General features: G+C 49.6%; 14 protein-coding genes and 2 tRNA genes. 3 read left to right on the forward strand and 13 right to left on the reverse strand.

Annotated elements, in window-relative coordinates; all coding sequences use genetic code 11:
- Window positions 1–23 precede the first annotated feature (23 nt).
- Genes argF through argB form a run of 3 tightly spaced genes read right to left on the reverse strand, consistent with a single transcriptional unit; the run spans window position 24 to window position 3,079 of the window.
- The gene (argF, locus tag HMPREF1246_RS02265) at window positions 24–965 is read right to left on the reverse strand and encodes an ornithine carbamoyltransferase (RefSeq protein WP_009016376.1); all 942 of its coding nucleotides are present in this window, start codon (window positions 963–965) and stop codon (window positions 24–26) included.
- Between the two features lie 20 nt (window positions 966–985).
- Window positions 986–2,176 (reverse strand): aspartate aminotransferase family protein, encoded by a 1,191-nt coding sequence (locus tag HMPREF1246_RS02270; RefSeq protein ID WP_009016375.1) that lies wholly within the window; start codon window positions 2,174–2,176, stop codon window positions 986–988.
- 15 nt (window positions 2,177–2,191) lie between these two features.
- Complete coding sequence (gene argB / locus HMPREF1246_RS02275; RefSeq protein ID WP_009016374.1) at window positions 2,192–3,079, reverse strand: acetylglutamate kinase; 888 nt, start codon at window positions 3,077–3,079, stop codon at window positions 2,192–2,194.
- A gap of 399 nt (window positions 3,080–3,478) precedes the next feature.
- Between argB and HMPREF1246_RS02280 the strand changes: the two genes are divergently transcribed.
- Window positions 3,479–4,249, forward strand: a complete 771-nt coding sequence (locus HMPREF1246_RS02280; protein WP_009016373.1) for a transglycosylase domain-containing protein — start codon at window positions 3,479–3,481, stop codon at window positions 4,247–4,249.
- 442 nt (window positions 4,250–4,691) lie between these two features.
- Here the strand turns inward: HMPREF1246_RS02280 and HMPREF1246_RS02285 are convergent, their stop codons facing one another.
- Window positions 4,692–6,131, reverse strand: coding sequence for a glucose-6-phosphate isomerase (locus HMPREF1246_RS02285; RefSeq protein ID WP_021736602.1), 1,440 nt, complete (start codon window positions 6,129–6,131; stop codon window positions 4,692–4,694).
- Window positions 6,132–6,614: 483 nt separating this feature from the next.
- Here HMPREF1246_RS02285 and HMPREF1246_RS02290 point away from each other — a divergent pair, with 483 nt between their 5' ends.
- On the forward strand, window positions 6,615–7,628 hold the full coding sequence (locus tag HMPREF1246_RS02290; protein ID WP_016460008.1) for a YafY family protein: 1,014 nt from the start codon (window positions 6,615–6,617) through the stop codon (window positions 7,626–7,628).
- A 44-nt stretch (window positions 7,629–7,672) separates the two neighbouring features.
- On the opposite strand, the gene HMPREF1246_RS02295 is transcribed toward HMPREF1246_RS02290, so the two are convergent.
- From HMPREF1246_RS02295 to polA, 9 genes are all read right to left on the reverse strand, one after another.
- Window positions 7,673–7,978 carry an HIRAN domain-containing protein gene (locus HMPREF1246_RS02295; RefSeq protein ID WP_014129030.1) on the reverse strand — a complete coding sequence of 102 codons (306 nt, stop codon included), beginning with the start codon at window positions 7,976–7,978 and terminating at the stop codon, window positions 7,673–7,675.
- Window positions 7,979–8,058: 80 nt separating this feature from the next.
- The gene (locus tag HMPREF1246_RS02300; protein ID WP_021736580.1) at window positions 8,059–9,243 is read right to left on the reverse strand and encodes a Zn-dependent hydrolase; all 1,185 of its coding nucleotides are present in this window, start codon (window positions 9,241–9,243) and stop codon (window positions 8,059–8,061) included.
- Between the two features lie 196 nt (window positions 9,244–9,439).
- Complete coding sequence (locus tag HMPREF1246_RS02305) at window positions 9,440–10,654, reverse strand: NADP-dependent isocitrate dehydrogenase (protein ID WP_035224162.1); 1,215 nt, start codon at window positions 10,652–10,654, stop codon at window positions 9,440–9,442.
- A 390-nt stretch (window positions 10,655–11,044) separates the two neighbouring features.
- Window positions 11,045–11,130, reverse strand: a tRNA-Leu gene (locus HMPREF1246_RS02310).
- 16 nt (window positions 11,131–11,146) lie between these two features.
- Window positions 11,147–11,233 (reverse strand) — tRNA-Leu (locus tag HMPREF1246_RS02315).
- Window positions 11,234–11,334: 101 nt separating this feature from the next.
- The gene (locus tag HMPREF1246_RS02320; RefSeq protein ID WP_009014915.1) at window positions 11,335–11,931 is read right to left on the reverse strand and encodes a lytic transglycosylase domain-containing protein; all 597 of its coding nucleotides are present in this window, start codon (window positions 11,929–11,931) and stop codon (window positions 11,335–11,337) included.
- 258 nt (window positions 11,932–12,189) lie between these two features.
- Window positions 12,190–12,807 (reverse strand): dephospho-CoA kinase, encoded by a 618-nt coding sequence (coaE, locus tag HMPREF1246_RS10385; protein WP_021736565.1) that lies wholly within the window; start codon window positions 12,805–12,807, stop codon window positions 12,190–12,192.
- Window positions 12,808–12,816: 9 nt separating this feature from the next.
- Entirely contained in the window at window positions 12,817–13,641 is an 825-nt protein-coding gene (gene mutM / locus HMPREF1246_RS10390) for a bifunctional DNA-formamidopyrimidine glycosylase/DNA-(apurinic or apyrimidinic site) lyase (protein WP_081690361.1), read from the reverse strand.
- A gap of 50 nt (window positions 13,642–13,691) precedes the next feature.
- Window positions 13,692–16,313: a DNA polymerase I gene (gene polA / locus HMPREF1246_RS02335; RefSeq protein ID WP_009014918.1), complete on the reverse strand. Its 2,622-nt coding sequence runs from the start codon at window positions 16,311–16,313 to the stop codon at window positions 13,692–13,694.
- Between the two features lie 314 nt (window positions 16,314–16,627).
- On the opposite strand from polA, the gene HMPREF1246_RS02340 reads away from it, so the two are divergent.
- Complete coding sequence (locus HMPREF1246_RS02340; RefSeq protein ID WP_009014919.1) at window positions 16,628–17,821, forward strand: PLP-dependent aminotransferase family protein; 1,194 nt, start codon at window positions 16,628–16,630, stop codon at window positions 17,819–17,821.
- The last annotated feature ends 54 nt before the right edge of the window (window positions 17,822–17,875 follow it).

Below are 17,875 nucleotides of genomic sequence, written 5' to 3' on the forward strand. Positions count from 1 at the left end.
CGGGTTCTCCTTCTTTCTAGGGATTAGAGGACTTCATCGCTCATCAGCAAAGCCATAATGGCCTTTTGGACGTGGAGCCTGTTTTCAGCTTCATCAAAGACAGCAGAGTGTGGTCCTTCAATGACATCATCGGTAATTTCTTCCCCCCTGTGGGCCGGCAGGCAGTGGAGCACCATGGCATCGGGGCGAGCCACATCAAGAAGGGCTTGATTGATCTGGTAACCCTGGAACTTCTTTACCCTTTCCTCGTGCTCTGCCTCCTCGCCCATGGAAGCCCACACATCCGTGTACAGGACGTCGGCCCCTTCAGCCGCTTTCATGACGTCTTCTTCGACAGTAATGGAAGCACCTGTCAGCGCGGCATCTTCCTGGGCCTGTTTCAGGACCTGCGGATCAGGGTAGTACCCCTTGGGGCTTGCACAGACCATGTTCATCCCCACCTTGGCGCAGGCATACATCAGGGAATGGGCCATGTTGTTGCCATCACCGACAAAGACAAGCTTGCGGCCTTTGAGGACTTCCTTGTACTCCATGATGGTAAATAGGTCCGTCAGGGCCTGGCAGGGATGGAGCAAGTCCGTCAGTCCATTGATGACAGGAACAGAAGCATAAGCTGCCAGTTCCTTAACCGCTTCATGAGAATAGGTGCGGATCATGATGCCGTCGACAAAACGGGAAAGGACGCGGGCCGTGTCCTTGACGGGCTCGCCGCGGCCAATCTGGCTTGTGGCCTCACTCATATAGATTGGATGACCACCCAGCTGATGGAACCCCGTTTCAAAGGAAACCCGGGTTCGTGTGGACGCCTTGGAAAAAATCATGGCAAGGGTCTTCCCTTTCAGGTATTCATGAGGTTCGCCCATTTTCTGTTTTTTCTTCAGCTTGCGGCTCACATCAAGGATGGTTGCCACTTCCCCAACACTCAAATCATGGATGGAAATCAAATCTTTATTTTTTAAGGCCATTTTCTTCCCTCTTTTTCTTCTTAGAATTCCGCCAAAAGCTCGTCAAGACATTGAAGGAGCTGATCGATTTCCCCTTCCGTAATGATGAGGGGCGGAACAAAACGCAGAACATTTCCTGCCGTGCAGTTGATGATAAAGCCTTTTTCCAAGGCACGTCCAACAAGACAGGCCCCGGCTTTTGAAAGTTCAGCCCCAATCAGGAGCCCCTTGCCGCGCACATCGGCAATCTTGTCAGGATGCTTTTTTTGAAGTGCCTTAAGGCCCTTTTGGAAATAATCACCTTTCCTAGCAGCGGCTTCATCCATATGGAGTTCCTTTAATGTCTTGAGCGTGGCATAGCAGGAGGCACAGGAAATGGCATTGCCGCCAAAGGTAGAGCCATGATCGCCCGGCTTAAAGACATGGGCAAGACGCTCCGTCGTGACAAAGGCCCCCATGGGGAACCCGCCGCCAATGGCCTTGGCAAGGCTCATGGCATCAGGCTTGACGGTGCTGTGCATATAAGCAAACCATTTGCCCGTGCGGCAGACACCAGTCTGAACCTCATCGAGGAGGAAAAGGGCATCGTGCTTCTCGCACAAGGCCTTGACCCCTTCAAGATACCCCGGAGCTGGGACATGGACGCCGCCTTCGCCCTGGATCGGTTCGATGAGGACGCCGCATACATCATCGTCCATAACGGCTTCGATGGCCGCAAGGTCGCCGAAAGGCACATACGTAAAACCCTCAGGCAGAGGCGTCAGTCCTTCATGATAGTGGTCCTGACCGGTCGCGGTCAGCGTTTCCATGGTGCGGCCGTGAAAAGAATCCTTTGCCGTAATGATGCGAAATTTTGCCGGGTTCTTACGGCTGCCATATTTGCGGGCAAGCTTGATGATTCCTTCATTGGCTTCGGCCCCACTATTGGCAAAAAAAACCCGGTCCATGCCCGTTACTTCAGCAAGCTGCTGCGCCGCCTTGGCCTGGATTTCCGTATAAAACAGGTTTGACGTATGCATAACCTTTTGGGTCTGTTCGCATACCGCCTTGACAATTGCCGGATGATGATAGCCCAGGGCATTGGTTGCGATACCGGCAAGAAAGTCAATATAGGCCTTGCCGTCCGCATCATATAAGGTTGCTCCTTCGCCATGGTCAATGGCAATGGGAAAACGGCCGAAGACGGGAAGGTAATGTGCTTCCGTCATTGCAATGATTTCTTTTGTATTCATGCTTGCTCCCCCTCATCAGCCCTTAATGACTTCCGTACCAACACCCTCATCGGAGAAGATTTCCTGAAGGATGGAGTGTTCCCGGCGCCCATCGATGATGTGCGTCTTGTGTGCCCCGCCGGAAAGGGCCGTAATGCAGGCCTTGACCTTAGGGATCATGCCGCCGTCGATACTTCCCTTGATAATCAGTTCATGTGCCTTTTCGAAGGTCAGCGTAGAAAGGAAAGTACTTTCATCATGATGGTCTTCGTAGATGCCGCGCACATCGGTGAGCATAAGAAGCTTTTCTGCTTTGAGGGCCCCTGCCACTTCACCGGCCACACTGTCGGCATTGATATTGTAGGTCTCACCATCGGCGCCAAGACCAATCGGCGCAATGACGGGAATATAGTCATTTTGGATCAGGAGATTCAAAAGATCCGTGTTAATCTTGTCCACGGTTCCCACAAATCCGATATCGACCAAGTTCACTTGCCCGTCTTCATAAACATCGGCCAAATGTTTCTTGGCTTCAAGGAGTTTGCCATCCTTGCCATTCAGTCCGATGGCGTTACCACCCAGGATGTTCAGTCTTCGGACAAGGTCCGTATTGGTGCGTCCTACAAGGGCCAATTCAGCAATAGCCACCGTTTCCGCGTCCGTAACGCGTAGGCCGCTTACAAATTCGCTCTTTTTGCCTGCTTGCTTCAGCATAGCCGTAATTTCTGGGCCGCCGCCATGAACGACAACGGGACGCATGCCTGCAAGGCGCAGGAACACAATGTCTTGGAGGACCTTGTTTTTGAGGTCATCACTTAGCATGGCGTTACCGCCATATTTGACAACAACGGTCTTTCCTTTGAAAGCACTCAGGTATGGCAGGGCTTCAACTAGGATATTCATTTCATCGCCTTTGATCTGCATCTTGTTTCCTCCTCATGTGCGGAACTCGCATCATCATTAATATTCATGCAATCTTGAATCCCAAGATTCCTCGGTAATTCAGCAGATGCATCGCTGCGGTACCGTCTGCCAAGCCTCTTCAAGGAAAAGGATGATTCCCCCGAAATTTTCCATAAAGCACTATCTCCTCCTTTATGTTGCAATATTATACGTCTTTATGTATAAGTTTGCAATACTTTTTTTCTTTTCTTTTTCCTCTTTTTTTAGGATGCCTACATTATAGTACTCAGGCCCTCATGGTACTAGTCATTTTGCAAAAATATTGCAAGTTTTTTCTCCCCTCTTCCCCATGGATTTTTAGGCCTCTTTCAGGTAGAATTAGAATGAAAAGAAATAAACATCCTTGGAAAGGAGCCATCCATGAAAAAATTACTCTTCATCCTCACCCTCATCCTCAGCGGGCTCCTCTGGTATGTCATGGTCCCTGCTGCACCAACACCCAGTGCGGGCCGGCCGCCCCTCATGGAATCTTTTTCGTATCCCTACCTAGGAAAGAAACTGCCCCGTCCCCTTCGACTCTGCTACCTTGCCTATCATATGAAGGACGTGGCAAAGGAACGGATTGATAAAAGCGACTGGGTCAGTCTTGATAACATGCCCGCCTATCTTCCTCAGGCCCTCATCGCAACAGAAGATCGGCGTTTTTATTCCCACATCGGCATCGATCCCAGTGCCATCATGCGAGCCGTGCTCGTCAATCTTCAGTACGACGAAGTCGCCCAAGGCGGCAGTACTCTAACGCAGCAGCTGGTAAAAAACAATCTCCTGTCGCCGGAACGCTCCTTGGAGCGAAAGCTATGGGAAGCTGGCCTCGCCCTCATCGTCGAAGCCAGGTATTCCAAAGAAGAGATTCTTGAGATGTATTTTAATACAACTTTTTTTGGTAACCACTCGACAGGCATCAGAAGAGCCGCGCGAAATTACTTCGGCATTGAACCTAAGCAGCTCTCCCTCATGGAGTGTGCCGTCCTTGCAGGCCTGCCCAACGCGCCGACGGACCTCAACCCCTATAACGATATGGAAGCCTGCCGCAGGCGGCGGGACCTGGTCCTTGAAAATATGCATGACCAAGGATTCATTACAGGAAACCAGCTGAACCACGCGAAGAAAGCGGACATTGTCCTGAGGTAGGGAAGATAGAAAAAGAAAGAAAGACTGAAAAGCAAGCCCTAAACCAAACGTAGACGCAGGTTTGGTTTAGGGCTCTTATCTTGTCTTATCTTGTATAGAGATTCTCTAAAAGGCTGGTCTTTTGAAATATAGGGAAGACGGCAAGGGTGGGGACAGCCAACGTTCGTGATTTTATCAAGTGCTAAGCGAAAAAGCCTAACGGAAACGATTCAACCCATCCTGCAGCAAACTAAAAAAAAGAGCCTTACCCCAAATCAAGGCCCAAATTCAGGGTAAGGCTTCAGCATGATTTATTTTCAATTGGCGGTCATAGGAAAGGTTCCCTATTACCCGAATTGAGCGGAGTAATGTGAGGAACCTTTAAGACCTTTTTTCTTGAATCTTTTTTTACTCATGGGCTCACGCCGTTCGTCAAAAGGGAGCGATTTTTGCTCCTGCGCCATTATTTTCCTAGTTTCCTTCTCATGATTTTTTTATAGACTTCCACGCCAGGCTGATCAAAAGCATCCACATTGGCCAGCTCACCTTCGTAGGCAATGCTCAGCATGAGGTAGTAGAACATTTGCCCGAGATAAAATTCATCAAGCTGGGGCAGCCGGTAAAGGGCACTCATGCGACCGTCGCTCATAAGGGCCTCTTCATTTGCTTCCATGGCAATTTCCAAGGCCCGCCCGACATCCATATTTTCATAAGGCCGAAGCGACTGGATTTCAGGGAAGGGATTATGAAGATGGATTTTTCCTTTTAGGCTATCAATAAAAAGGAACTGAACCACTTTATCCCTGATTCCATCCTGGTGGAGCTGGGTCTGGGCATGCATATCCGTCGTACCGATAGCAACAAGGGGCGTCCGGCCATAAAAGACGGTCTGGCCATTCCGATCCTCACGCTTGCCCAAGGATTCAGCAAGCAGCTGGACATACCATTCCCCGAGCGCCTTAAGCCGCATCGCATAAGGCATGAAGACTTCGATGGAAGCACCATGATCCCGGGCGGCCAGATATTTCACGGCCGCTCCAAAAAGGGCCGGATTGCGCCGCCAGTCACTGCCGCGGCAAACTTCGTCCATATTGGCAGCACCGGCAAGCAACTGAGAAAGATTCATTCCAAGAGTTGCAGCGACAATAAGTCCCGGAGTCGAAAGAACGCTGAACCGCCCGCCGATTCCATAAGGAACGGGGAACACTTCCCAGTCATAGGCCTTTGAAAGACGCATGAGCGGGCCGTCTTTTTGAGCCGGGTCGGTCACGACGGTAACGGAAAGCTCCATCTTATCCGCATGCTTTTGGCAGCGATCGTAAAAGAAGAGAAAACCTGTCGTCGGTTCCATGGTCGTTCCTGATTTGCTGATGGGAACGAGCATAACGCGAAGCTTGCGCCCTTCCTGTTCTTTGACAGCATTTGCCATGGCAAGAAGGGTAGCTCCAGTATTCTTCATATCTTCCGTGTCCATATTGTTGCCCACGAAAAAGACCTTGGGTGCCGGCGTATCATGATGCGTCCAAAATTCGCTTTGGTAGCAGTCGTAAAGGACCTTACCACCTAAATAGGAACCGCCTACGCCACTGAAGAGCACCACATCAAACCCTTGGGATACTTTCTTGCCAAAAGCTTCCAGCTGCGCCATGAGCTGCGGCGTGTTGGGATAGTCTTCGGCGATATAGGGAAGACGAGTAAAATAAACTGCCTCAGGAACTCCATCTTTTGAAAGATGATGATAGGCCCTGCCTTCCCTGCGAATATAGGAAAGACCTTCTTCAGCCGCCTGCAGCTGAGGAAAAAGCGCATCCAGTTCCTCGTCCTTGAGGCCTCCTGGAGCAAACATATGAGTAAAGTCAAAACAAAATCCGGATAACAAGGTAATGAGATGGGTATCGTCCATGAAATTCCATCCTTTCGGAATGATGCAAATATAGTTTCATTATACCATAATGTCCTAAAAATAGGGGCTATCTAGTTGCTCGTTCATAAGGACAATCGTTTTTCCGTGGCACCTTTTTAGATTGGACACTTGTATCATGGGAATGGATAAGAGAAAAGATATGGCATCTCCCTTTCTCATCTTCCATAGAGGCATGAATAGGGTTTCTTTTTTTCATATCCATCCGGTCTAAATAAATAGTGTCCAAAAGAACGTCCATGTTTAAAGGAGTCCAGAAGTTAAGACTCCATGGATTAGTTGTAAACTTTCCTTTATTTCCCTGCTTTTCTTCCACATTTTGTTAGTTAATTGTGAATGATTCCTACTTGACAAGCTCAAGTATTTAGACTATTATTTATTTTTTGAAATAATTGATGTTTTCCTTTGTTTTGTGATATGATTATGGGAGAAAAAGTTGACAGGGATTTAAAGGAGGGGATCAGTGTGACAAAAGGAACCAACCAGAAGCTGAAAATGCTTTACCTCAAGCAGATCTTTGAAGAAGAAACTGACGATCAGCACAGCCTGACGCTCCAAAATATCACGGAACGCCTCAACAGTTTGGGGGTTAATGCCGACCGCAAGACGCTGTATCAGGACTTCAAGGAACTCAAACGCTACGGCATGGACATCATCGCCATGCAGGAAGGCCGCACGTGGAACTATCATTTGGGAAGCCGTGATTTTGAATTACCGGAAGTCAAGCTCCTCGTCGATTCCGTGCAGGCATCCAAATTCATCAACGAGCACAAATCGGACACCCTTATCCGCAAGCTCGAAAAGCTCGTCAGCCACTATGAAGGGCAGGAGCTGCAGCGCCAAGTCTACATTTTCGGCCGCATCAAGACAAGCAACAAACGTACGTACCTGACCATTGATACGATTTTCAAGGCCATCAATGAAAATTACCAGATTCAGTTCCACTACTGCAAATGGAACATCCACAAGGAACTGGAAAAACGCCGGGACGGCTCTTCCTACACCGTAAGTCCTTGGTGCCTTGTGTGGGACAACGAAAACTATTATCTTCTTGGTTATGATGCCCTTGATAAAAAGCTCAAGCACTATCGCGTGGACAAGATGATGGATATCAGCATCCTGCGGACCCGCCGACTGGGCCGAGATGCCTACCGCCGCATCGATATGCCGGAGTACACGCAGTATCATTTTGGAATGTATGACGGGGATGTGGAAAATGTCACCGTTGAACTCGAAAATGATTTGATTGGTGTCTTCATCGACCGTTTTGGCAAGAAGATCCCCGTCACCCCTGTCGATGATGACCACGTAGCCGTCACGATCACCGCGGCGGTCAGCCGCCAGTTCCTTGGCTGGATCTTTGCACTGGGGCCTGGGGTCAAGATCACCAGTCCTCAGTCCGTTGTCCTTGCCATGCGCCGCGAAGGCGAACGGATTGCCGATGCCTATACGGCAAAGCAGCAGGAACCAAAAGAATAAGCACAGAAAGAGAGACTGTCCTCGTAAGAAGGCAGCCTCTTTTTTTAGTCCTTGAAGGGGCCTTTAACCTTGCAGAGGACTCCTTTGTCCGTAATCACCTCGACGCGGGCCGTGGCTTTTTTGCCAATCTTGTCATAAAGGCGGCCAGCACTGTAGCTTTCGCCAAGAACGGTCTTGGGACTGTTGGCGACATAACCCACTTTGCCAAGGCCTTCCCGATAGACGGCAATGGCCTCGCGGTCCCATTCGTTTTTGGGTTCTTTTTTAAGGATAAGCGCATCGTGCCGGCGAAAGAAGTCCAATCCGCAGCAAAAGTCCGTTCCTGTAATCGTAACATAGATAGTTTTCATATTCTCCCCTCCTCTAGCATTATCATAACACAAATACTGTCCATTATAGGGGACTTTGAGGAGGAATTTAAGGACGTTGCTCAATCCTCCTTATCAAGGATTCGGAGAGCTTCATAAAGAAGGTTCCCAGCAGCGCGCACATCCTTTGCGTCCGTCCATTCCTTTCCATTATGACTGATACCATCGCGGCTCGGGACAAAGATCATCCCCACCGGAACGCGGCGGGCCAGGGCGTGAGCGTCGTGGCTGGCACCGCTGGGCATGACAAAGTAAGGCAGATGAAGGCGGTCCGCGGCATTTTGAAAAACTTCCTGAAGTCCCTTGTCACAGTAGGTGCCGGGCTTTTCTTCCCGCGTTTCAAAGGAAAAGGTGACATCCGAGATTGTTTCGGCGTAGGTCTTGATGTCTGCAATGAGGGCATCTGTCAGGGTCCGGTCCAAGTGGCGCATTTCGAACGTTGCTTCCACACGGTTTGGTACAACATTGGCTGAATTGGGCAAGCACTTGATGGTCCCTGCCGTAAAGACGAGATGATCGTCCAGTTCACGGCACCTCAGATCCCCGTAAACAATCAGTTTTGCCATGCCCACCATGGCGTCATGGCGCCGCTTCATCAGCGTCGTACCACTGTGATTAGCCATGCCGTGGCAGATGACGCGATACCGAAAGACGCCGTCAATGCCCGTAACAATACCCACAGGAAGCTTTCGGGCAGCAAGCTCAGGCCCCTGCTCGATATGGGCCTCGAGATAGCATTTGACGCCAGCAAAATCGCGCCGCGCCGCAGCCATCTCTTCCCCAGTTTTGCCAAAGGAATGCAGTGCATCTTTCATATGGGGCGCTTCGGAATCAAACCAGCCTGTGAGGACGCGGCTTCCAAAAAGCGCTCCCAAGGGGTTGAACTCCTCGCCGTTAAAGGCATAAATCTCCATTGGATGACGGAAAATCACGCCCTCTTTTTGAGCACGGCTAAGCGCTGCAAGAGCCGCTGCGACACCCATGGCGCCGTCATAGAGACCGCCGGAAGGCACAGTGTCAAGATGGGATCCCAGGATAATCGCCGGAAGACCGGGAACGGAGCCTAGAAGAACACCGTGCTCATTTCCAGCGGCATCTCGGTCCGTCTTCATGGAAAGGGCCTTCATCTCGCTCCGGACAAGGTCTGCCGCACGCTCCCATTCAGGGCTAAAAATACGCCGTGTATAGGAGCCATCAGGATTTTTCCCGAACTGGCCAATTTTACGTAAATAACCCATCGTATCCATGGTATCCCTCCTTTTGGATTCAGTTTCATCATAGCAAACGGGGACCGGATTGAAAAACTCGGTGTAAAAAATCACTCCGACACAGTGATGCTATGCTACTGTGAATGCGAAAACCATTGTGATCTGATTATACCCCGTATTTGTAAAAAATCCCCCATGGCAGGGGACAAACGTCCATCGCCACGAGGGATCCCAATCAAGCGAGAAGTTTTTCGAGACGACCTGCAATGGCGTTCAGGAATTCCTCGCTGTTTACTTTTACTTTTTCCGGAAGGCTCGACATGCTGTAAAGATCACCTGTCATGGTGCCACTTTCAGTGGTATCGATAGTGGCTTTTTCAAGGGCGTCGGCGTACGTTTGGAGCTCAGGGAGACCATCGAGCTCACCGCGTTTTCTAAGAGCGCCGGACCAAGCAAAGATAGTTGCCACAGGATTCGTGGAAGTTTTCTCGCCCTTGAGATATTTATAGTAATGACGCTGCACCGTCCCGTGAGCAGCTTCATACTCATAGTTTCCATCAGGAGAAACAAGAACGGAAGTCATCATGGCAAGGGAACCAAAGGCGGTTGCCATCATGTCGCTCATGACGTCGCCATCGTAGTTCTTGCAGGCCCAGACCATTCCACCGCGGGAACGGATGATACGGGCGACAACATCGTCGATGAGAGTATAGAAATATTCAATCCCGCACGCTTCATACCGCGTTTTATATTCCTTGTCATAAATTTCCTGGAAAATGTCCTTGAAGCGATGATCATAGATTTTAGAGACCGTGTCCTTCGTGGCAAACCAGAGGTCTTCCTTGACAGATAGCGCATAGTCAAAGCAGGCATGAGCGTAGCTGCGAATGGATTCATCCGTATTGAAGATGCCCTGCGTGATGCCTTCTCCTTTAAATTCATGAATGGTGCGGCGCGTCTGTCTACCTTGCGCATCCGTCACGACAAGCTCCGCTTTGCCGCCAGCAGGAATACGCAGTTCCGTATTCTTATAGATGTCACCAAAAGCATGACGCGCTATGGTGATGGGCTTTTCCCAGTTACGGACGAGCGGGGCAATCCCCTTGACCATAATGGGTTTACGGAATACGGTTCCATCCAAGATGGCACGGATCGTTCCGTTCGGGCTGGGCCACATTTTCTTAAGGTCATATTCCTTTACACGGGCCGCATTTGCCGTAATGGTGGCGCATTTGACAGCGACTCCGTATTTTTTTGTGGCAAGCGCCGACTCAATGGTGACCTCGTCATCCGTATCATCACGGTGTTTCATCCCCAGATCATAGTATTCACTCTTGAGGTCGATATAGGGAAGAATCAGGATATCTTTGATCATCTTCCAGAGGATGCGGGTCATTTCATCGCCATCCATTTCAACAAGGGGCGTTTTCATCTGAATTTTTTGGGTCATAGGGTCCACTTCCTTTTTCAAGATTTCGGTTCTTTCATCATACCCATATTGTAGCATGGTTCGCCACGTTCTCCCATGGCAGAAAAAAGCCCTATCAGAAAAACTGATGGGATAAGTAAACAGGAAAAGACCGTAGCAGCTTTGGTAAAACAAGAAAAAAGACACTTCTTAAAATGAATAAAGAGTGAATTTTATCCCTTAATAAGAAATTTCCAGCAAAAAGGAAAGAAAGGCGATTTCCCATCCATCGAAAAATACTATAGAAACGGGAAGTCATCCCGCAATCCTTCAAAAAAAGAGAAACGTCCTCCTTTTTTTGTTACGAGGCTGAAAGTTTTACAACAAAAAAATCGTATCGGGCATTTGCTCGATACGATTCATCCTTTGATTTGGTGCGGTTGGTGGGACTTGAACCCACACGAGATTGCTCTCACCAGCCCCTCAAGCTGACGCGTCTGCCGTTCCGCCACAACCGCGTGCACCAGATAAAATTGGTGCGGCCAAGAGGAATTGAACCTCCACGGGGTTGCCCCCACTAGCTCCTGAAGCTAGCGCGTCTGCCTGTTCCGCCATGGCCGCGTTGTCATCAACAACAATGCTATTCTAGCAGAAATCAAAAAGAGAGTCAAGAAGTTTTTTAGGAAATTTCATCAAGCTGCAGTTCGCCCTTTTTCCCATCATCAGTTGCTCACGGTGTGGTAGAGTTCGGCATAACGCTGACGGTCATAAAGGACCTTTCGCACATATTCCCGCGTATCGGAAAAAGGAATGGCGGAAATATCACTGAAGCCAAATCCCCACCCGTTTTCAGCCATCCATTCCTTGACCGTGCCGCGACCTGCATTATAAGCGGCAAGCATGAGGATCTCATTGCCTTGGAACTCTGATTCCAGTTCACTGAGGTACCAACACCCAAATTTGATATTCAGTTCAGGCAGCATCAGCATCTTGGCCTTGAAATTAGGAAAATCCGTACTCTTGGCAATCCAGCTTCCCGTCTCTGGCATAATCTGCATGAGGCCCAAGGCCCCTGTTTTTGATTCCGCATCTGGGTTGAAACCGCTTTCATTTTTGATCACGGCAACGGCAAGAAAGGGATCTACGCGGTACTGCGCACTATATTGATGAATTTCCTTTCCATAAGGCCACTGATAGACCGCACGGCGCTGGAAAAAATCCGTGCGCCATATAAGAAACCCCGCCACAGCCACTAGGATAAGGGCCAAAAGGCCATGGAAGTGTCTTGAAGATTGCTTCTTTTGTTCTTTTTTCTTCAATGAAATCCCTCTCTATGGATCATGGTGCTGCCCTAGCAGACACCCACTTGACAGCTGCATCACGATTAACTTCAGGCGTGCTTTTTGAAGCGGTCCCCCGTAGAGGATGGTCACGACAAAAAGCCTGCTTATTCATTGTAACAAATTGGAAGAGGGTATGACAACTCTCCTTATTTACGGAAGACCAAAGCAAAAAAGCCTTTTGACACGGAAAGATGCCCAAAGTTCCCTTTTAAATACAGAGGAAAAAAGTAAAGTTCATGAAAATTTTTCATTTTCCATAGTGCTGGCTCTTTCCAGCGCCTTCATAAGGGCCTGGTCAACTTGCTCATAAAGGGCTTCCAGCGTTTGACTATTATCAATGATGACATCGGCCATTTTGCGTTTTTCAACAAGGGGCATCTGACGCCTGATGCGCATGAGAACTTCTTTCCGCGTGATTCCAGAGCGTTTCATGGCGCGGCGGACCTGTTCTTCTTCAGGAATAAAAACAAGCCAAACTTCATCACATACGCTTTCCCAGTGTCCTTCAAGAAGGAGGGGGGCGTCAATGACCACGAGGCTGTCGTCCTTATGAAGGCGTAAAAACGCATCCCTTTCTTCTTTGATTGCGCCATGGACGATTGCATTAAGATCCTGTGTGGCCTCTTTTGACGAAAAAGCCAGCGCCGCCAAACGGGTTCGGTCCAAGCGCCCATCTGCCATCAGGATTTCCTCTCCAAACCGCTTGGCAAGCCTTGCTAAACAAGGCGATCCCTTTTCTTCCACATGCCAGCCCGAGCGATCAGCATCGAAAACGGGGATGCCCTTTTGGGCCAAATAAGCGCTCACCGTACTTTTTCCGGACGCAATACCGCCGGTCAGTCCAATGATCATATGAACCTCCTATTTCTGGCAGTGGGCACAGTACACGGTGCCTCGTCCCGCCACTTTCGTTTTCGTGAGCGTTTTCCCACACAATGGACAGGGCTTCCCACCGCGATGATACACCTTGAGGTACCGGAAGTTATCCCCCATTTTTCCGTCTGCATCCTGGTAATTGCGGAACGTTGTTCCATGATGGCGCAAGGCACTTTGAATGACTTCCTTGATGGCAATGGCAAGTCGCTCCCATTCCTTTTTGGTCATTCGGCTAACCCTTTTCGTAGGCCGGATGCCAGCCGCAAAAAGGGATTCATCGGCATAAATATTGCCAAGTCCCGCGATGATGGACTGATCAAGGATAAAGGGTTTAACTTGGGTTTTCTTATGACGCGCCCTTTCTTTAAGATAGGTGCCGGTCATTGCGTCATCAAGCGGTTCCGGTCCCAGCGCTTCAAAGCCCTTATCAAGGGGCTCCCCTTCTTGATAAAGGGCCGCTGTACCAAAAGTCCGGATATCTGTCATCCACAAATCATAAGCTCCGGAAAGAATCAGGCCCCAGCGCGCAAATGGCGGCAGGGGCTCCCCTTTTTTTACAGCGAGGAAGGCACCGGTCATCCGCAGATGCACCATAAGCCTTTCACCGCCTTTGAGCATGAGGGACAAATATTTTCCTCGGCGGAGGACAGCCGTCACGACAGCGTCCCTAAGGCCCTTCCTGAACCCTTCAGGCGAAGGGTGGACAATCATGCGGGGCAATAAGATTCTCACGTCTTCAATTTTCTGTTCCAATACGTACGGCTCCAGGGAGATCCGTACCTGTTCGACTTCTGGAAGTTCCGGCATCATTTCTCCTTTACCTTGAGAGAAAAGGCGCGGGTTCCCCCACACCTTCCCTCTTATTTTGCGTCAGCCCAGGTCTTACCGAAGGCAATATCAGCCACAAGGGGCACCTTCAGGGTGACAGCGCGCTCCATAGCGTTTTTCACGATGGCACTGACTTTATCTTTTTCTTCTTCCACCACTTCAAGGACCAGTTCGTCATGGACCTGGAGAAGGACGCGGCTTTTTACGCCGGCTTCCTTGAGTTCTTTAGCCACATGGAGCATGGCAATCTTGATGATATCCGCTGCCGTCCCTTGGATAGGTGTATTGATGGCCGTCCGTTCCGCAAAACTGCGGCGGTTGAAGTTCTTTGCATGGATGTCCGGCAAATAACGGCGCCGGCCAAAAAGGGTCTCGACATATCCCATTTCACGGGCTTTCTTCTTTTCCCCTTCCATGTATTCCTTAACGCCCGTATAGCGGGCAAAGTAGCTGTCAATATACTGAGCGGCTTCGCTTCTGGGCACACCAAGCTGCCGGCCAAGGCCGAAATCGCTGATGCCATAGATGATGCCAAAATTTACGGTCTTTGCTTTGCTGCGCATGAAAGGCGTTACGTCCTCAATGGGCACGCCAAAGATTTCCGAGGCCGTCCTGCTATGGATATCCTGGCCATGACGGAAGGCGTCAATGAGGCGTTCATCGCCGGCAATGCTTGCCATGACGCGCAGTTCAACCTGGGAATAATCACAGCTCATGAGGAGGTCATACCCTTTGCCGGGTACAAACATCCGGCGCATTTGCTTGCCTACTTCCGTCCGGGTAGGGATGTTCTGCAGATTTGGATCCGTACTGGAAAGCCGTCCGGTCACGGTCGCCATCTGATTGAAATGGGTATGGATGCGGCCCGTATTGGGATTGATGAGGGGATGGAGCGCCACTAAGTACGTGGATAAAAGCTTTGACAGCGTACGGTACTCCATGATGGTCTCGATGATGGGATGTTCTCCCTGCAGCTGTTCCAGGACGCTCACATCCGTGGAATAGCCTGATTTTGTCTTTTTGATGATGGGAAGGCCCAATTTTTCAAAAAGGATAACGCCCAGCTGTTTGGGTGAATTGACATTGAAGTCCTCACCAGCCTCTTCCTTCGCCTTTTGCTCAAGGTCAGCCACCTGTTTTGTCATGCTCTTTGTCACTTCATCAAGCATGCCCTTATCCAGGGTGATACCATTTACTTCCATATTGGCAAGAACCTTCGTAAGGGGAAGCTCAATGTCCCGATAAAGTTCCGTAAGACCGCGTTCAGCCATGAGGCCTTCAAGTACGGGCATAAGGGCTTCCACATCTTGGGCCGTACCGCCGCAGCTGGCAGGAAGATACGTTTCAGCAAGGCTCTTTACGTCATAATGGGTTTCACCCGGCTCATAAAGATAGGCCGCTAGAGACGGATCTCCGATAACGCCTTGCAGGCTAACACCCTTTCCCTGCATGAATTTATACAGTTCTTTTGGGTTTGGGACGATCTTTTTGATCGCGCCATCGCACAAAAGGGCGAGCATATTTGCATCATTCAAAAGGGCCTTATCCCAAACATAGACCTTGTGATCATGGGCACCGGAAAGACTGGTAAGGGTAAGGTGCGGCAAGAGGCCTTCTGTTTCATACATAAGGGACAGGGGCGCACTGCCTTCTTTTACACGCGTCAAAAAGGCTGTGGCAGCTTCTAACGAAGCAAGCGGGACTGTTTCATAGGCATCTTCGGCAATGACCTCGCCAAACATGCTCATTTCACCGCCATCCTGAGCTTTACTCACTCCATCGGCAAGTCCGAGGACCGGGGAAAACCGGTTCCACATATTCTTGAATTGGAGATCATCCATGAGGACACGGCTTTTTTCTGTAAGGCCCGTCAGTCGATACGACGCAGGATCCGTATCCATGGGAACAGTGAGGCAAATAGTGGCAAGTTCCTTGGAAAGGAGAGCTTGATTCCTAAAGGTGATGAGCTTTTCCTTTAGGCTCTTGCCCTTGACCTCTTCGGCATGATCCAAAACGGCTTCCACGGACTGGTACTCCTTGATGAGCTTGAGGGCCGTCTTGGGGCCGACACCAGGCACACCGGGGATATTGTCGCTCGTGTCGCCCATAAGGCCCTTAAGATCGATGATCTGGCGGGGGCTAAGGCCTTCGTATTCTTTCTGGAAGGCCGCTTCGTCGTAATTACCAATTTGGGTGATGCCTTTTTTAGTGAAGTAGACATGGACATTTTCCTTGATGAGCTGGAATTCATCACGGTCGCCCGTTACAATGATGACCTTCATTTCTTTTGGAGCTGTTGCGGAAAGGGTCCCAATCAGATCGTCTGCTTCGTAATTATCCATTTCCAGGGTCGGAATGCCCATGCTCGTTAAGAGCTCAATGGCAAGAGGAAACTGTTCCTTAAGTTCCGGCGGGGTTGCCTTGCGCTGCCCCTTGTAATCGGCAAATTTTTCCGTCCGGAAGCTATGCCGCGATTTATCAAAGGCAACGGCCATATAGCTTGGCTTCACTTCTTCAAGAAGTTTTAGGAGCATATTGCATAATCCATAGACAGCACCTGTATTGACGCCTTTTTTATTGGTAAAGGAAGGCAGGGCAAAGAACGCGCGATGGATCAAGCTGCTGCCATCGATGATAAGGAAGGTCTCGTTCATGAAAATCTCCTTTCAGGATTGAAAAGATGGAAAAAGTCGCTTTTTCCCACCCGTAACTGGATCCCTGTCATTATACCATATTGGACGAAGCGTGAAAAAAGGGTTTATCCCACTAAAAATTGTCCTTTTAGCGACGACGAAACTCCGTATTTAGATACGTTTTTTTCTTTATTTTACATTATAGGTAGATTGCTATATTTTCAATTGACTATTGTAATGATGAGGAATAAAATAGAGTCATTCATAACATACCAATGGATTGTATACAAAGTGCAATCACCGTTACCATGTATTCGAGAGGGGTTTGAAAAATTATGAAGTACCAATTAGCAAGCCGCATGGCCGGTATGAAAGCATCGGCCGTCCGTGAGATCCTGAAAGTAACCCAGCGCCCGGAAGTCATCTCCTTTGCCGGCGGTCTGCCCGCACCGGAACTTTTCCCTGTCGATGAAATCAGTAAGGTTGCCCAGGAAGTCTGCGCCGAAGAAGGCCGCAAAGTTCTCCAGTACGCAACGACCGAAGGCCGACCCACCCTGCGACAAAAGATTGCTGACCGCATGAACAAAATCTACAACTCCGATCTCAAGATGGAAAACATCTTGATTACAACGGGTTCCCAACAGAACCTCGATATGGCCGGCAAGATTTTCCTGAACCCCGGCGACGTGGTCCTCATGGAGGCTCCGACCTACCTTGCTGCCATCAACGCTTTCAAGGCGTACGAATGCACGTTCAAGGAAGTCCCGACCGATGATAAGGGCATGATTCCGGAAGCCCTCGAAAAAATCCTTGAAACGACGGAAAATGTCAAGCTTGTTTATGTCATTACCGACTTCCAAAACCCGACAGGCATCTGCTGGCCTATGGAACGCCGTAAAGCCTTTATGGAAATCATGGCAAAGTATGATATCCCCGTTCTGGAAGATAACCCCTATGGGGAACTGCGCTATGAAGGGACAACAAATCCCTCGCTCCTTAGCATGGATCAGCGCGGTCAGGTCATGGGCATGGGCACCTTCTCCAAGACATTCTGCCCAGGCCTGCGTATCGGCTGGCTGGCCTGCTCCCCGGATATCATGCCTCAGTTCGTCAAGGTCAAGCAAAGTGCGGACCTTCATTCGTCCGCTTTTGATCAGGCCATCATTGACCGCTATATGGACGAATTCAGCCTTGATGAACATGTAAAAGAAATCAACGCCCTTTATGGCCATCGCCGCGACCTCATCATCCAGTGCATGGAAAAGGAATTTACTGACGGCACGACCTGGACCCATCCTGAAGGCGGGCTCTTCCTGTGGCTCACCTTCCCCGAAGGTGTCTCGGCCCGCAAGGTCTTCGATAAATGCATTGAAAAAAATGTAGCTGGCGTCCTCGGGGAATTCTTCTACCCGACAACAAAGAGCGACCGTCATATGCGCATCAACTACTCCAATATGCCTGATGACCGCATCAAAGAAGGCATCCGCCGCATGGGTGAAGCCCTGCGCGAAGTGGCAGCTGGAAAGTAAGGAAAAGAAAGAAATCCCCTAGAAAACGAATTGTTTTCTAGGGGATTTTTTGTA

Origin of the sequence: Acidaminococcus sp. BV3L6, assembly GCF_000468835.1 — a bacterium.
Classification (GTDB): Bacteria; Bacillota; Negativicutes; order Acidaminococcales; family Acidaminococcaceae; genus Acidaminococcus; species Acidaminococcus intestini.

Coding starts and splice junctions, on each gene's coding strand:
- argF (WP_009016376.1), bottom strand. CDS start 965: ATGGCCTTAAAAAATAAAGATTTGATTTCCATCCATGATTTGAGTGTT.
- HMPREF1246_RS02270 (WP_009016375.1), bottom strand. CDS start 2,176: ATGAATACAAAAGAAATCATTGCAATGACGGAAGCACATTACCTTCCC.
- argB (WP_009016374.1), bottom strand. CDS start 3,079: ATGCAGATCAAAGGCGATGAAATGAATATCCTAGTTGAAGCCCTGCCA.
- HMPREF1246_RS02280 (WP_009016373.1), top strand. CDS start 3,479: ATGAAAAAATTACTCTTCATCCTCACCCTCATCCTCAGCGGGCTCCTC.
- HMPREF1246_RS02285 (WP_021736602.1), bottom strand. CDS start 6,131: ATGGACGATACCCATCTCATTACCTTGTTATCCGGATTTTGTTTTGAC.
- HMPREF1246_RS02295 (WP_014129030.1), bottom strand. CDS start 7,978: ATGAAAACTATCTATGTTACGATTACAGGAACGGACTTTTGCTGCGGA.
- HMPREF1246_RS02300 (WP_021736580.1), bottom strand. CDS start 9,243: ATGGATACGATGGGTTATTTACGTAAAATTGGCCAGTTCGGGAAAAAT.
- HMPREF1246_RS02305 (WP_035224162.1), bottom strand. CDS start 10,654: ATGACCCAAAAAATTCAGATGAAAACGCCCCTTGTTGAAATGGATGGC.
- coaE (WP_021736565.1), bottom strand. CDS start 12,807: ATGATCATTGGACTGACCGGCGGTATTGCGTCCGGAAAAAGTACGGTG.
- mutM (WP_081690361.1), bottom strand. CDS start 13,641: ATGATGCCGGAACTTCCAGAAGTCGAACAGGTACGGATCTCCCTGGAG.
- polA (WP_009014918.1), bottom strand. CDS start 16,313: ATGAACGAGACCTTCCTTATCATCGATGGCAGCAGCTTGATCCATCGC.
- HMPREF1246_RS02340 (WP_009014919.1), top strand. CDS start 16,628: ATGAAGTACCAATTAGCAAGCCGCATGGCCGGTATGAAAGCATCGGCC.